13 protein-coding genes and 1 pseudogene are annotated in these 16454 nt (G+C 33.3%); all 14 read left to right on the forward strand.

The window, feature by feature from the left end:
- The first annotated feature begins 317 nt into the window (after positions 1-317).
- The gene (locus JM81_RS08465) at positions 318-2045 is read left to right on the forward strand and encodes an AIPR family protein (RefSeq protein ID WP_144802277.1); all 1728 of its coding nucleotides are present in this window, start codon (positions 318-320) and stop codon (positions 2043-2045) included.
- A gap of 230 nt (positions 2046-2275) precedes the next feature.
- Positions 2276-2674, forward strand: coding sequence for a hypothetical protein (locus JM81_RS08470; protein ID WP_144802279.1), 399 nt, complete (start codon positions 2276-2278; stop codon positions 2672-2674).
- 226 nt (positions 2675-2900) lie between these two features.
- Complete coding sequence (locus tag JM81_RS08475; protein ID WP_144802282.1) at positions 2901-3578, forward strand: DUF6624 domain-containing protein; 678 nt, start codon at positions 2901-2903, stop codon at positions 3576-3578.
- An 86-nt stretch (positions 3579-3664) separates the two neighbouring features.
- Positions 3665-5185 (forward strand): serine hydrolase, encoded by a 1521-nt coding sequence (locus JM81_RS08480; protein ID WP_186435549.1) that lies wholly within the window; start codon positions 3665-3667, stop codon positions 5183-5185.
- Between the two features lie 74 nt (positions 5186-5259).
- The gene (locus tag JM81_RS08485) at positions 5260-5703 is read left to right on the forward strand and encodes a GNAT family N-acetyltransferase (protein WP_144802288.1); all 444 of its coding nucleotides are present in this window, start codon (positions 5260-5262) and stop codon (positions 5701-5703) included.
- A 499-nt stretch (positions 5704-6202) separates the two neighbouring features.
- Entirely contained in the window at positions 6203-6982 is a 780-nt protein-coding gene (locus JM81_RS08490; RefSeq protein WP_144802290.1) for a toxin-antitoxin system YwqK family antitoxin, read from the forward strand.
- A gap of 215 nt (positions 6983-7197) precedes the next feature.
- Positions 7198-8847, forward strand: a complete 1650-nt coding sequence (locus JM81_RS08495; protein WP_144802293.1) for a S41 family peptidase — start codon at positions 7198-7200, stop codon at positions 8845-8847.
- Positions 8848-8935: 88 nt separating this feature from the next.
- Positions 8936-10060, forward strand: a complete 1125-nt coding sequence (locus JM81_RS08500; RefSeq protein ID WP_144802296.1) for a hypothetical protein — start codon at positions 8936-8938, stop codon at positions 10058-10060.
- Between the two features lie 97 nt (positions 10061-10157).
- Positions 10158-10799 (forward strand): HAD family hydrolase, encoded by a 642-nt coding sequence (locus JM81_RS08505; RefSeq protein ID WP_144802298.1) that lies wholly within the window; start codon positions 10158-10160, stop codon positions 10797-10799.
- 231 nt (positions 10800-11030) lie between these two features.
- The gene (locus tag JM81_RS08510) at positions 11031-11429 is read left to right on the forward strand and encodes a hypothetical protein (protein ID WP_144802301.1); all 399 of its coding nucleotides are present in this window, start codon (positions 11031-11033) and stop codon (positions 11427-11429) included.
- 114 nt (positions 11430-11543) lie between these two features.
- Positions 11544-12323 carry a hypothetical protein gene (locus tag JM81_RS08515; protein ID WP_144802303.1) on the forward strand — a complete coding sequence of 260 codons (780 nt, stop codon included), beginning with the start codon at positions 11544-11546 and terminating at the stop codon, positions 12321-12323.
- Between the two features lie 391 nt (positions 12324-12714).
- Complete coding sequence (locus tag JM81_RS08520) at positions 12715-14070, forward strand: amidohydrolase family protein (RefSeq protein ID WP_144802306.1); 1356 nt, start codon at positions 12715-12717, stop codon at positions 14068-14070.
- A gap of 677 nt (positions 14071-14747) precedes the next feature.
- Positions 14748-14834, forward strand: a pseudogene (locus JM81_RS18675) (GNAT family N-acetyltransferase); the annotation flags it as partial.
- 213 nt (positions 14835-15047) lie between these two features.
- Entirely contained in the window at positions 15048-16118 is a 1071-nt protein-coding gene (locus JM81_RS08530) for a hypothetical protein (protein ID WP_144802308.1), read from the forward strand.
- Positions 16119-16454: the final 336 nt, after the last annotated feature.

The raw sequence follows: 16454 nt of genomic DNA on the forward strand, positions 1-16454 counted from the left end.
TAAAAAGATGCTCCGCAATGACCCATACGGATTGCAACAGTTTAAGAATAGTGCGTTAGGGAAGCTATCTTCTACACGCCCTTTTAATTATTTCACAAAACAACAAGTGTATTTCCTACAATTTTACAGAAAAGCGTAAGTTTTTGTAGGGGAAACTTCTTATACTTGTAGTACCGACCAAAGTACACCCCCCTACTACTTTAGTGGAAAGTTTTTTATTTAAGATAGATGTCTGGTGAGTATATATGTTGATATGGCAATATATAGTTTACTAGTAAACTATATATACTTGTTGTGAGCAAGCAAAACAAACAATTATGAAACAAGAGGAATATAAATTTTATCAAAATTTCGATAGCAGAGATGATTTAAAACAGTTCGAAAGTAATGCTCTCTTACTTTACTCTCTGCAATTGAGATATGGAATTGAAGATATTATGGAAGTTGCTGCAACAGCTTTGGTTGATGGTAGTGACGATAAGAAAACTGACATAGTCTTTATAGATACAGAACGAAGGGAGGCCGTGATTGGGCAGGGATACGTGGCTACAACGGACAAAGATTCTGCGCCATCTAATAAGGCTTCTGACTTAAATACATCTGTGACTTGGCTGCTAACTAGAAACATTAATGAAATACCAGAACGTATTCAGGCGGCAGCTTTAGAACTGAGAAACCGAATAAAAGATAATGAGATTGATAGAATTACTCTCTGGTATTCTCACAATCTACCAGAATCCACTAACGTAGATGAAGAATTAAAATCTGCTGAAAACACTTTAAATTCAATTTTATCCACAAATTTTCCTTCCCAAAATGTTGAATCTTTATCTCTGGAAGTTGGTTTAGAAACTTTAGAAAATTGGTATGAAGGATTGACAACACCTATTTTAGTAACAGATGTTTTGACTATTGAAAATGTAAGTGGTTTTAAACTTGAAGAAGATAAATGGACTTCTTTCTCAACCGTAATGCCTGCAACAAAATTGCACGAACTATATGAAGAATATGGAACTGATTTATTTTCTGCTAATGTAAGAGACTATTTAGGAAGTAGGAAATCTGATTCAAACATAAATAATGGAATTAAACTTTCTGCTGAAAAAACCCCTGAAAATTTTTATGTCTATAATAATGGTGTTACGGCTTTAGTAAATGATTTTACTTTTGAAGAAAACACTCTGACTATAAAAGGAATTTCAATAGTAAATGGAGCACAAACTACAGGCGCAATAGGCTCGCTTTCAAATGAATTAGACGATAAAGTAAAAGTGCCATTAAGACTAATTAAATGTCAAGATGAAAACATTATTGCTTCAATAGTCAAGTATAACAATAGTCAGAATAAAGTTAATGCACCAGATTTTAGAAGCAATGACCAAATACAAAAACGTTTAGTCAGAGAGTTCGATAATCTTCGACATGTCAATTATTCTTCCCGTAGGGGTGGTTCAGTTGATATTATTAAGAGAAATCCTAGTGTCATTCCTTCCGTCACAGCAGGACAAGTATTAGCAGCATTTCACAGACAGCCAAGTATTGCATATAATCAAAAAAGTAAAATCTGGGAATCCGATAATTTCTACCCAAGATTTTTCAATGAAAATACTACAGCTAAACACATTTTTTTAGTTTATAGCCTTCAAAGAGCAATTGAGGAATTAAAGTTTGGCTTAATGAAATCATCAACTATGACAGAAAATCAAGAGGGCTTACTTAAATTTTTACGCTCAAGAGGTTCAATCGTACTTTTTACTACGGCAGTTTCAACTTGTATAGAAGAAATTCTAGGGAAACCGGTTTCAAACCTTTTTAAATTAAAATTCTGTGACGATATGAGTATTGAAGATGGAATCGAAAATTGGAATCCAATAATTACTATACTTTCCTCTTTTAGTGAAACGTTAAACACAGGACTATCCGATGGAATTAAAAATGAAGAAAAAATTAATAATGCCTTAAGCCAATTTAAACAATTAGTTTCCGCTGTGAAAACTGCCAATTCAATCGCATTTGAGGAATTTGCTGAAAAAATATGTGAGTAATGCCAGCTCACAACAACGGCTATAAGTAATGCGGGATTAAGTGCTTAACCCGAAATAAATTGCTAATTTTCAACGACCGCCAAAACCTTATTTTGGCTTTTTGAAATAATAAAATAAAAACCAGAAAACAAGGTTTTGGCTCTGTGTTCAATTGAAAGGAAAGTACGTGTTTACTCCCGCACTACTCATAGCCACGACCGTTAAACATATCAAAAGTCCACATCCAACAAATGAAAGTATATGTAAATTGTCCTAAATGTAAAAATGAACTAGGATATTCAACAAATGCGAATACGCGAGTGGAGTTTGCGATGCAAGACGGAGAGAATAAAAAACTGACTTGTAAAAATTGCGGACGGACTACGGATTTTCACGTGGACGAACTTAATGCTAAAGAATCACATTTAGCGAAAATTGGTGCCGGACTTATTTTCTTCATAGGCACACCGCTTATGTTCCTATTTGTAAGCCCCATATTTACAGGAAGTCGGAATCATTATGTAATTTTCATAGTTGGAGGATTTTTACTTGTCCCAGTAGTTGCATACGGTATCATAAAAAAACAAGACCAAGTAAGAGTGAGTTCCTTCAATCGGAAAAAACTAAAAGGCCGGATTCACAACATCTAAAAAATACATTTTACAAGAGCTAAACATAATGCGGACTTTAGGCAAAACCAAAAGGTCTGTGTATATTTATAATGTCGTTGAATCTTAGGGTTTTAGCTTTGATTAAAAAAGCAAACCTACCTGCCGGCAGGCTGGCGGAAACGAAAGATTTTCCTTGCCACCGCACTACGCTTAACCAAGCCGTTGCATGTAGTTAGGCAACACTATAAACTAACAGTAGTAAAGAATGAAATCTATTTTAGTAATCGGTCTACTATTCGTAATTAGTTGCTCCAATAAAACCAAATCTGAAAAAACCTCAAGCCCATTGGAGAGTCAAGGAAATTTAATTGCAGTTCTTGACACGATATGGAATGCTGAGCAACGACCAATTACACTAAGGGATTCCCTTATGAAAATTTATGGTGCCGAATCTAAACTAGTTAAGGAACAACAAGAAATCTATGAGAAGAACCATATCGTTAATGAAAGAAAAGTAAAGGATATTCTAGATACCTATGGATGGCCTTCGAAAGAAATAGCAGGTGAGCAAGGAAATTGGACCATATGCAATGTGATACAACATTCTGATAACAAGGTCAGAATACACTATCTACCCATGATGAGGAAGGCTGTTAAAGAGAAAAAGTTAGAACCTCGGTTTTTAGTTAGAGCAGAGGATAGAATAGCCACCGAAAGCGGAGATCTACAAATTTATGGCGGACAAATGAAGTACTACCCAGAAACCAAGAGCTTTAACCTGTGGCCTGTTTTTGAGCCAGAAAATATAGATAAAAGAAGAACGGATATAGGACTGGATTCAATCCATATCTTTCTAAAAAATAGATTTGATTTTGAATGGAATCTTAAAGAGCAAATTAGACGTACGGAAGAGTTTAAAAGAGACCGTGACAAGAAAAAATAACGAAATGCCAACAATACCTTTAAAATCATAGTTACTTCCTCGCTACGCTTTATATACCAACCATTAAACACCACTAAAAAATGAAAATGAAACTATTCTTCTCAACCGTAATGGGGTTAATGCTCTTCGCCAATGCATCCGCCCAACAAATACAATTAGATTCACTGGATGCACAAATTCACCAACTGATAAAGGACTTTGACATACCTGGTCTTTCCATTGGTGTTGTACGGAACGATTCACTACTATTTTCTAAAGGTTACGGAAACTTAGAACTACATAAAAAAGATAAAGTCGATGAAAATACCATTTTTGGAATAGGTTCTATTTCCAAGTCCTTTACAGCTTTAACGTTGGGTATTTTGGTAGATGAAGGGAAAATTGATTGGGACGATAAAGTTAAAACGTATCTCCCCTATTTTGAACTATACGCTCCGTATGTAACGGACAATTTTACGATTAGAGATGTACTCACCCATAGAAGCGGGCTTAAAGATGTTAGTGGAGGTACGCTTTGGTATCACTCGGATTATTCTAGGGAAGAAATCATAAAGCGACTAAAATATTTAGAACCTGTATCTGGCTTTAGGGAAAAGCCAGCCTACCAAAATGTAATGTATGTGGTTGCTTCAGAAATCGTGAAAACAGTTTCTGGAACATCATGGGATAATTTCGTGAAAACCCGGGTTTTTGATCCACTTAAAATGGATAACACCACATCCCTATCCGCAGAAAGAGAAGCTAACAGTAATCTGGCCCAGCCCCATATTTGGAACGAAGATTATGAAAAAGTGGCCATTGAACAGGAAAAAGGGGACAATCTTGCTCCTGGTGGCTTTATTTATTCATCATCTAACGATATGTCCAATTACATGAGACTGCTGTTAAATAATGGAGTCATAGGTAATGACACTATTGTAAGTGCCTCAATAATTGATGAAATTTTTAAGCCTCAAATAATATATCCTATTATGGGGCCTCCCTTTAACAATGAGTTTACATCGTATGGATTTGGCTGGTGGTTAACACCGAAAAATGGCCATAAAATAATTGAACATAGTGGTGGTATTGATGGTATGGCAGCAAATCTTGTGATGATAAAGGATATGAATTTAGGGTTTGTAATACTTACCAATGAAGGGGAAGAGCCGGCCACATTTTTATTAACTGCAAAAATTTTAGAAAAGCTCCTTGATGATAAGTCGTATGACCTATATTCCAGGATAAAGAATTGGAGAGACGCCAACTTAAAAGAGCATAAAGAAAGCCCATTGACCATTGCCAAAACGCCCAAGACAAAACCTTCGTTAAAAATTCAACAATATGCCGGAAAATATAGCGACCGCATGTATGGTGACATTTTAATAGATAATACCGAGGGTGGCGGATTAGAAATTTCATTTTCTCATTCTGCAGTATTCAAAGGTAAACTGGAGCATTGGCATTATGATACGTTTAAAATAGACTGGGACGATATAAGAGTTCCTGATGGATTTTTGACGTTCAACTTTAATGCAAAACGAGAAATACTAGGATTCTCCATTGACCAAGAAAACCTACTTGATGTTGATTTTGGGGAATTGAACATTTTGAAAAATAAAAACTGAGTATACCATTGTGTAACATTGTGCTCCAATAGGTCGTCACGGTAGTAACACAAGACCTTTGGCCGTAATAAAAAATGATACAGGAAATAGATACCATACATAAATCTGAATACCAACAAGTGGTACGTGTTTGGGAGTCTTCCGTTAGAGCGACTCACCACTTTCTAAAAGAGGCAGATATTGAATATTTTAAACCTCTGATTTTAAATACCTATTTAGATGCTGTAGAACTAAGATGCGTAAGAAATAATGAAAAAAACATAGTTGGTTTTCTTGGAGTGGCGGACCAAAATTTGGAAATGCTATTTATTCATCCTGACTTTAGGGGAAAAGGAATAGGAAAAACGTTGTTGGATTATTCAATTCAACAAATGGGTGTAAAAAAAGTTGATGTAAATGAACAGAATGAACAAGCTGTAGGTTTTTATAAGCATTTTGGGTTTGAAACTATTAAACGCTCTGAATTGGATTCTTCCGGAAAACCTTATCCCACTTTACATATGGAGTTAAAAGAATAACTACTGGAAACAATTGCCATACCTAATTGCGTGTTCTTTCCTACTTTGAAAATTCCTTCGGAATTTTTAACTTGGTCTATACTCGCAAGGTTAAGTGCTAACCCACATGGTTGCTCATAGTCGAGGCCGTTACCTACCAAATATTAAAACAAACCTTCAGAATTTCGTTTTTGACAAACTAAGCAAACTTCAAATAAAAGGTAGCGTAACTTAAACGTCCCGCACCATACTCCGCAACAAAACAATCAATGTATTTCCTAAATTTTTATAGAAAGGCGTAAATTTTTGTCAGAGAAACTTATTATACTTGCAATACCGACAAAAGTATACCCCAACTACTTTAGTGGGAATAGTTTATAAAAAATAAATAGGTATTGGTGATTATATATTTTGATACAGCAATATATAATTACCGGTAACTATATATACTTGTTGGCAAACATTTATAAAATGAACTTTCCTAAAAAAGGTATTCATCCAATTTGAGACACTAAGTTCAATGAAAATACTTAATTCAACATTATTCTTATTGCAAAGAGGCGCAAGATCCACATCAATGGACGATGCCCCTACAGGTTTAAATGCATGGCTATTTATGCACATTGTATTACCTACCCTTGGTTTAATGGGTATAATGATGATTTGGGCTCATTATTCAAAAAAGGCAGATGAAGAAAAGAAAAGCCAAAAGAAAAAATTAACCGAAATTAAAGAATTAGAAAACCAAATTCACGATAGTAAAATAGCAGTACAATATCATTTACATTCTATAAATCAAAAACAGGAATTAGCTCTTAGTGATAGGATTTTAAAGGGAAAAATTAGAGGAAGTGATATTGAATTCAAAAATGGATTATATTACTTTAAAACAAATAAAAATCTAGTTACTGGAAAAGTAGAGCGATACCATGATGAATTTTTATCGAATTTACCATATTATGTATTGTCAACAGAAAACAATGTAAATATAATTAATGAATCCGCTAAAAATGCAGAAAAAGAAACTAGCAGTAGACAACTGTCTAGTATAAAAGAATACAAAGAAGGCATGAAGAACGGAGTATTCAAAGGTTGGTATATAAATGGACAATTAAACTTTGAGCAAACTTATCTGAATAATATGCTTCATGGCTGCTCTCGAAGTTGGTATGAAAATGGACAATTGGAAAACGAAACCTTTTTTATAGAAGATAAAATACATGGAACAGTAAAAGAATGGGACAAAAATGGAAAATTGATTTATGAAGAACATTACAAAGACGATAAATTAATGACTTAAAAATAAAAAAACGTTTGCCAACAAAACCTAAACGTAATGCGGGCTTTAGGGCATAACCGAAAGGTCTGTGTATATTTATAGTGTCGCTAAATCTTATGGATTTAGCTTGGGACAAAAAAGAAAAAGCAAAACAATAACCTTTAGCTTCGTGCGCAGACGGAAACGAAAAGTTTCCTTACTACCGCACTACGCTTAGCCGAGACGTTGGCAATAATATGAGAAAGACTTTTACTTTAATAGTTTTTGTAGTTTTTAGCCTATTATTTTTGGCTGTTTATCATTTTAATAATTCAACTACAGAACGTACAATTTCCGAAACCGAAAAAATAGCATCGCTAGGAAAAATTTATGGATTCCTAAAATATTACCATCCTGAAGTAGGAAAAGGAAAGTACAACTGGGACAAAGAGTTTATAAAGTACCTGCCAAAAGTTTTAGCGACTACAGATAAACAATCATTGTCATCAATTTACATTAGTTGGATTGATAATCTCGGAAAAGTAGAGGCCTGTAAAAAATGTGATTTAAACGGCAATTATTTTACTAAAAATTTTGATTTATCATGGTCACAAGATACTCACCTCTTTACTACTAAACTTGCTTCAAAATTAAAGTACATAGAAGAGAATAGAATTCTGGAAGAAAATTTTTACATTACTAACGAACCTGTTGGGAAAATAAAAGTTACCAATGAACCTAATTACAGTGAATTTGAATATCCAAACGAGGAATACAGATTATTAGGGCTTTTCAAATATTGGAATATCATAGAATATTTTTATCCTTACAAATATCTTACCGACCAAAATTGGAACTCAGTTTTGTTAGAAATGATTCCAAAATTTCGTAACGCATCTAATAAATATGAATATCAATATGCGATAAAAGAACTTATTGCAAAGTTAGACGATACTCATGCTAGGATAAACTTTACTGATAATAGATCAAAATTTCTTCCTGTAGAAATCTCAAGAATTGAGAATAAGGCAGTAGTGTCTGCTTTTCGCAATGATTCTCTTGCCAATCTTAGCCAATTAAAGTTAGGTGACGTAATATTAAAAATTAACGATTTAGATATTGCTACGGAAGTAATTAACGAATCAAAGTATGTTTCTGGGTCTAATACTAACATCAAAATAAGGAATAGCTATTATAAGATTCTTAATGGAATTGATTCCACAATAAAATTGACAATACTAAGAGATGACATAGTTAAAGAAATCGAAGCTAGGAGATACAACTTCGATGATTATAAAAACAACAATAATCTAACAAAAATTAAATCGAAATCAATAAACAACAACATTGGCTATATTGATATGGCATATGTTAAAGGCGAAGATATTTTAGATATATTCAAGATGTTTGAAAATAAGGAAGCAATAATAATTGATTTAAGAAATTATCCAGCATTCATTTATAAGTTGTTTTCAAGGTATATAAATCATGAAAGAAAGGATTTCGCAAAAGTTTATAGCCCATACATCAGTTATCCAGGAAAATTCATTTTTAAAAAAAATTTACAAACAGGAAGTAGTAAGAAAGCGTTCAAGGGTAAAGTATACTTGCTGGTAAACGATAAAACAATAAGTAGATCAGAATTTACGGCTATGGCTTTTCAAACATCTAAAAATGTAACTACAATTGGAAATCAGACAGCTGGGGCAGATGGTGACGTAGTTGTTTTCGAATATATGGAAGGTTATAAAACGACTATCTCAGGTAATGGAATTCTATATCCTGATGGTTTCGAAACCCAACGAAGAGGAATTAAAATAGATGTTGAGGTAAAACCAACAATAAAAGGATTGTTAAATGGTAAAGATGAAGTTTTAGAAAAAGCAATAGAACTAGCCTCTCAATAAAAAACTATTGCCAACACAACCTAAACGCAATCCGGACTTTGGGGCTAAAACGAAAGGTCTGTGTATATTTATTGAGTCGCTAAATCTTATGGATTTAGCTTTGGAACAAAAAAGAAAAAGCAAAACAATAAGCTTTAGCTTAGTGCGTAGACGGAAACGAAAAGTTTCCTTGCCTGCCCTACTTGCCATAGCCCAACCGTTAACAATAATAAAAAGAGAGAGAATGAAAATTAAAAACATAATATACCTTTTTATTTTTCTTCCATTTGTTACCTATTCACAGGAAAAATCAGGTTATTATATCAATTGGGATATTAATCATGCTGAAACCTTTGTAAAACCGAGCATTCCAATTTCTAAAGAAGAGGCAAAAATCATTAACTGTTACTTTGTCGAATTTGATAATAAGAATAGGTTAATTAGCGTGAAGTATTTTTTTTCTGGCAAGCCAAGTAATTATAGCAACTTTGGTGCATTTGAATTAATTAGAGAATATCATTCTGGCTACGTTACTGAAAAATACAAGAATACCTTAGGCGAATTTGTTGAAAATTCGAGTAAAGCACACGAAAGAAAATACTATCTAAATTCAGACGGATATTGGACAAGAAAGGAAAATTATAATAACGGAGAGCTATTACCGGAAGGTATTGCTTTTTCACAAGTAACAAGAAATGAAAAAAATGAAATAGCTACTGAAATTCAGTTCTCTTCTAAAGGAGATACTATTCCAGATGTAAATGGATTCAAAATTGTCCATTTCCTCTACAATAAGGATGGATTGACTCTTCATCGCCAAAACAAAAATGGAAAAGGAGAAATTATCAATGGAAGCAATGGCTATGCAACAGTTATTTTTCAATTTGACCAAAATGGGATGTTCTTTGAGGAGCAGTTTTTGGATGAAAACAATAAATTATTCTTGCACCCAAGGTTTGATTTAGCAAAAATAAATTGGAGAGAGTTTAACAAATATGGTAAACCTTCTAGAATTTATTATATGAATAGCATAGGCTATCCTCATGAAAATAGAGCCTTTGGAATTATTAAATATCGTCTTAATATGACTAGAGAAAGTATTACTTATTATGATAGATATGGTGAAAGAACAGTAGATGGGAATGGTGTAGCTATGTCTGTCTATAATTATAATTCGGAAGGGAAGTATCTAGGTAAAACAAACTTTGACATAGAAAATAATAAGGTTGAATAAAAACTATTGTAAACAATGTACATGAAATCATTGCACCCTTCTAGATGCTACGCTTCATATACTTAACGTAATGCATTTGAAAAGAATGTAAACCAGAATGAAATATAAAACTCTTATTCTAGATTTTGATGGCACATTAGCCGACACAAAAGAAAGCATTATACAAACTATGAAATTTGTTGCCCATAGTTATAACCTCCAAAACGTTGATGAAAATCTAATAGAAAGTTTGATAGGGTTACCATTGAAAACTACTTTCGAAAAAGCCTTTTCACTTGACGAAAAATTGATTGAGGAGGCTATTTTGATTTATCGTGAACATTATAATGAAATTGTAATCGATACAATTTCTCTTTTTGATGGTGTAAAAGAAACCTTGTTGGATTTTCATTCTAAAGGAATAAATTTAACTGTTGCATCAAGTAAAGGTAAAGCTGCATTAATTAAGATTCTTAAAAAGCAAAACATCTATGATATATTTTCATTTGTAGGTGGAGAAGAGGATGCAAAAAACAAAAAACCAGCACCTGACATTGTAAATCTCATAATCGATAAATACAGTTACCAATTGAATGAATGCTTAGTTGTTGGTGATACAATCTTTGACATTGAAATGGGACAAAGGGCTTATGTAGATACGTGCGGTGTAACATATGGTAACAACACAAGGGAAAAATTAGAAAATCAAAAACCTAACTATATAATAGATAGTTTTAGAAACTTAATTGAGATTATATAAATAAAAAAACGTGCTACAACACAACCTATAAACAATACGGGCCACGGGCTTAATGATTAGGTTTGTGTATTTTTATGAAGTCCGCAAAATCTTTTGAATTTTGTTTTATAGTGAAACAAAGAAAAAAAAAATTCGCTATGTGTGTGGTGGAAAGTAAACGCTAGTTTGCTCCCGTACTGTTCATAGCTCCAAACGTAATTTAAGAACGCCACCAACTTAATTAAAAAATCTATGAAATATTTCTCTTTGCTTCTGACGTTTTTTTTTGCTTTGAGTTGTAATGATCCTAAAAAGAAAATTAATAGTACTGCATTTGAATTATCTGAAATACCAGAGTATTTATATGGATGTTCGTGCCTTTTTTCAAAAACTAAAGAAGAATTTGAATCGGAAAAATATATATACTTTGATGACTTTGGAGACAATTGTTTAATCTCAATTGATAACAAAATTGTTTTTCTCAAACCAAATGGAAATCACTACAGCAATGCGTATTTTACTGCTTACATTCAAAATAAAATACAGATTGACGAAGGGTATGAGCATACATCATACAATGCGGAACTGATTATAGTTGATAAAAAAGGGAATAAACAGATTTATAACGTTTATGGACTTTGTGGTTGTTGACAAATCTGTAATTAAAAAACTACACACAACAAAACCGAAACGTAATCCGGACTTTAGGGAAAACCGAAAGGTCTGGGTATATTTATAAAGTCGCTAAATCTTTGGGATTTAGCTTTGGAAAAAAAAGCAAAACCAAAAGCTTTAGCTTCGTGCGTAGGCGGAAACGAAAAGTTTCCTTACCTCCGCACTACGCTTAGCCCAACCGTTACCTGCAAGCTAAAAAAAATGCTGAACTACGATAAAATATATTTAATTGGGGAAACACATTCCAGTCGACCATTTAGAGGAGAAATTGACAAGTACGATTTGGCAGAACCTGAAATTTCTCGCGGAGAAAATAAAGTGTCTGAAATAGTTCCTGTCAAACATTCAATGGGCGGAAAAACTCTTTATGATGTTATTTGGACAACTAATGCATTTCCACTTATTGTGAGTGATAGAGTAATTGAATTATTTAAATCAAACGGAATTACGGGTTGGCAAACTTATACCGTTAAAATCTACTCAAAAAAGAATGAGCTTATCGACCAAAAATATCATGGACTAATATTAACTGGAAGATGTGGATATCAAGATTTCTCTCAGAGCTCTATCGTGATGGACAAAATTGGAATTACGACCGAACCGCATGCAAAAGGATTTTATTTTAAGGACAATTATTGGGACGGAACGGACCTATTTATGTGTAAAACAGATGAAAATGGGGAATCAACAATGTTTAGGTTCTGCTCCCAAAAAGTAGCCGATTTAATAAAAAAGGAAAAAATAAAAAATTTATCACTTAAAAAGACAACTGACTTTTCATTGTCAATTTCACTTTACGACATCAAACTTACTGATAAACAGAAGTTCGAAATGGAAATATTAAAAACCAGCAGGAAACACGGTGTATAATTAATTGCGGGCGGACATTTTTCGTTGGAAAAACCCACAACTTATCATACACAAACCGCTACATATCAAATATTTAAACAAACCTTCTGAATGTCGTTTTTTGACAAACTAAGCAAAACTTCAAATAAAAGGTAGCGTAACTTAAACGCCCCGCAACACTCCGCAACAAAACAATCAGTAAATTTCAGCAGTTTATACAAAAGCTCAGGTTTTTGTAAAAGAAAATACCTATACTTGCAATACAGATAAAGTACTCTCCCCCAACTACTTAAGCGGAATTAGTTTTTATAAATTGGATATTAGTATTGGTGATTATATATCTCTACAGGGAAATGTATAATTACCGGTAACTATAAACACTTGTTGGCATACATATAAAAAACCCAGAGCAATGAAAAAAATTAAAATAGTTTTAGTGATCGCTTTCTTTTTGACTTTTGTCTGTCAAATCAACTCTCAAGAAATTTCTAAAAATTCTATCGCATTAACCAACGTTACAATAATCGATGTTGAAAGTTCTCAAGAGTTAGAGAATATGACCATCATCATTGAAAAAGACAAAATTCTCTCTATAAATCCGAGCGGCTCAATAGATTTAAAAGGAATTACAAATAAAATTGATTTAAAAGGAAATTATGTGATTCCCGGACTTATTGACTCACACGTTCATCTTTTTAGACCAAAAAATCGGAAAGAGATTTTAACCAAACTGTTGTATTCGGGTATAACTACGGTTCGTGATATGGGTGGAGATGCAAGGGTATATCAATCGCTGAATAAAGAAATTGGACAGAGCAAATTAATTGGACCTGACATATACTATTCTGCAAATGTTTTTGGCCCTACTTTTCTAAAAGACCCAAGAACCAAATTTTCCAATATGGGATTTGAACCGGGTTCAGCCCCTTGGATGCGGCTAGTGGAAGAAAATTCCAATCTGGAAAAAATAGTACTTGAAGCCAAAGAAGCCGGCGTCACCGGTTTAAAAGTATACTCTAACGTAAATCCGGAATTACTTGCTAAAATTAGTAATGTCGCACATAAAAACGACCTTAAGATGTGGAGTCATTCTAGTATTTTCCCTAGCAGACCCTCTGACGCAGTAAATGCCAAAGTGGACGTATTATCGCATAGCGTTGGGATGATTTTTGAAATGGAAAGTGAAATGCCCGATTCATTTAATGAGGCCATAAGAATCTCTGTACCATTACAAGACTTTAAAAATACTGACGCTTCTAGCATTGAATTTATAGAACTATTCAAGAAAATGAAATCAAATAATACAATCTTTGAACCGACATTATCAGCTTGGAGTTTAAAATTACGTTCTGAAAAACCTAAAGCAAATAAAAGTATTGAAAAAGTAAATCCAACCAAACAGCTTTCAAATGCTGCAAATAAAATGGACGTTGCCTCAATGGACAACTGGGCACGTACAATTACTTTATCAGCTTATGAAAATGGTGTTACAATCGCTGCAGGAACAGACTTTAATTCAGATATTAAATGGGTTCAAGATGAAATTATATTATTAACTGAATGTGGTTTGAGCAGCATTGATGCTATTAAGGCGGCAACTTTAAATAATGCCAAAGTTATTGGTATTGAGAATTCATATGGTTCAATTTCAGAGGGAAAGTACGCAAATCTAGTGGTGCTAACTGAAAATCCATTAAATAACATTGAGAACATCCGAACTGTGCTATCAATTTATAAAAACGGAATTGAATATAAAGTAAATGAATAATACGTATGCCAACAATGGCCATACATCATTGCTTGTTCTTGTCTACGTTGAAAATTCCTGCGGAATTTCCAACGTGGTGTGTACTTGCAAGGTAAAGTACTAACCCACCCAACTACGCATAGTAAAGACAGTTACCTACCAAATAGTAAAACAGACCTTCAGAATGTCGTTTTTTGACAAACTAAGAAAAACTTCAAATAAAAGGGTGCATAGCCTAAACGCCCCACAACACTCCGCAACGAAACAATCAGTGTATTCAACAGTTTATACAAAAGCTCAGGTTTTTGTAAAAGAAAATTGCTATACTTGCAATACAGATAAAGTACTCTCCCCCAACTACTTAAGCGGAATTAGTTTTTATAAATTGGATATTAGTATTGGTGATTATATATCTCTACAGGGCAATATATAATTACCGGTAACTATATATACTTCTTGGTAGCAAGCAAAAAAATGAACATATCTATAGCTGAAAAAAAAGACCTCAAAGCAATATTAAAATTACAAAAATCTTGCTATGTAGAAGAAGCGGAACTATATGATGATTTTTCAATTCCTCCGTTGACTTAAACCTTGGAATCGATTGAACTTGATTATGTAAACGAAAAAATCTTAAAAGTTGAATGTGATGTAAAAATAGTAGGTTCGGTTAGAGGTTTTTAGAATCTAACACTTTTAAAATTGGCAGCTCAATTGTTGACAAGGATTTTCGAAATAAAGGATTAGGCAAACTATTAATGAATCAGATTATAAAATGGGTTTGAGAATGCAAATCGATACGAATTATTCACTGGACACAAAAGTGTTGGGAACATATCTTTATATAATAGACTTGGATATCCCGAATTTCGTAAACAATAGATAAATGAAAAACTTGAACTTATTTTTCCTTGAAAAATCTAAGGACTTGGACAAATGAAAGTAAGCTAGCTACTAACAACATGTACAAAATATAATCAAACATAAAGACCAAGACAATGAAAAAATTATTCCTAATTGCAAGTTTGTTGACAAGCATTTTAGCACAAGGTCAAGAATACACATTTATTTCTGATGATTTAACATTACTACCCATGCAAGAACTAGTAAAAAAAGAACCACCTGCAGATTTTGAACCAGTTTATTATGAGGATGGAACACAAGTAGCCTTTAAAGAGGTGTTGCCACTAATAATGGACCAAAAATTAATACCACGCATGTTTGTTAATGAGAATGGAGAATACAAAGCGTTGGTCGTTAAAAGCACGCTTAAAAATGAAGACATAAGAATTGTATATGAAAACATTCCTGAATCATTAGCGAAGTCAGGCTATTCATTTGGAAACCCTGACAGTGACACGGTAATCATAAACATAGATGGTGGTCCTGAAAATGATCTTAGAACATATGTGTTTGAATTTACATTTAACGTTCAAGGTGGAATTGATGAAAACAATTATTTCTTGATAAATATGCGTGAATCACAAACACTATACCCAGAGGAAACGGAAAAGCAGGAAATATCTTGGGATCAGGCAAAAATGTATAATGCTAAAACGGCCAAAACACTCAATGACCTTATTGGTTTCTTTAAATCGCAAAATAAAAAAGTATATGTTGTTGGTGGTTCTTATGGTTCATTTGTGGGTTTAAAATCCATAGTTGATTATAAAAATACCGCAGATGGTTATTTACTTATGGTTGGCAGATTGGATATGACACAGGAAGTAAGTAATGCTTATTCAAAAGGATTAAAAGCAACGTTTGAAGAAGATGCTGTAACACCTATAATAGGCGAAAAGTCTGATAATATTTACACGGTAAATATGCGAAAAATAGCTTCAGCATTGAGCAGAGATGAAAAATATACCGAATTATTAAAAGACACCGACCTCTCAAATGTCACCTACATTTACAGTGAAATTGACCAAAGCGTTGGTAAACTAACAGAAAAGGAAATAGCATTCCTCAAATCTAAAAATGCTGAAGTAGTAAGCGTCAAAATTAAACACGGAAAATATTTTGAACTACTTCTAAAAGAAGGACTGGAAATGTTGTTAGATGATTAAGAATCATAAAATTAGTTTTTACAATAATGACTATATGTAGTTGCTTGTGCTCTCCTACCCCCCAAAACTCTCACTGATTTTCAGTTTGTTGTGTACTTGCAACGTTAAGTGCTAACCCCCGCAACTACTCATCGTCAAGACAGTTACCTACCAATTAATGAAATGAACGTTCTGAATTTAACTTCTGATAAACTAAGAAAAGCATCATATAAAAGAGAGCGTAGCCAAAAAATGCACAACCACACTCCGTAACCAAACAACCCGTGCATTTTCTACAATTATATAGAAAGCATAACTTTTCTAAGAGAAACTTCTTATACTTGCAATACAGGTCAA

It is taken from the genome of Maribacter sp. MAR_2009_72, assembly GCF_007827235.1.
Lineage (GTDB): Bacteria > Bacteroidota > Bacteroidia > Flavobacteriales > Flavobacteriaceae > Maribacter > Maribacter sedimenticola.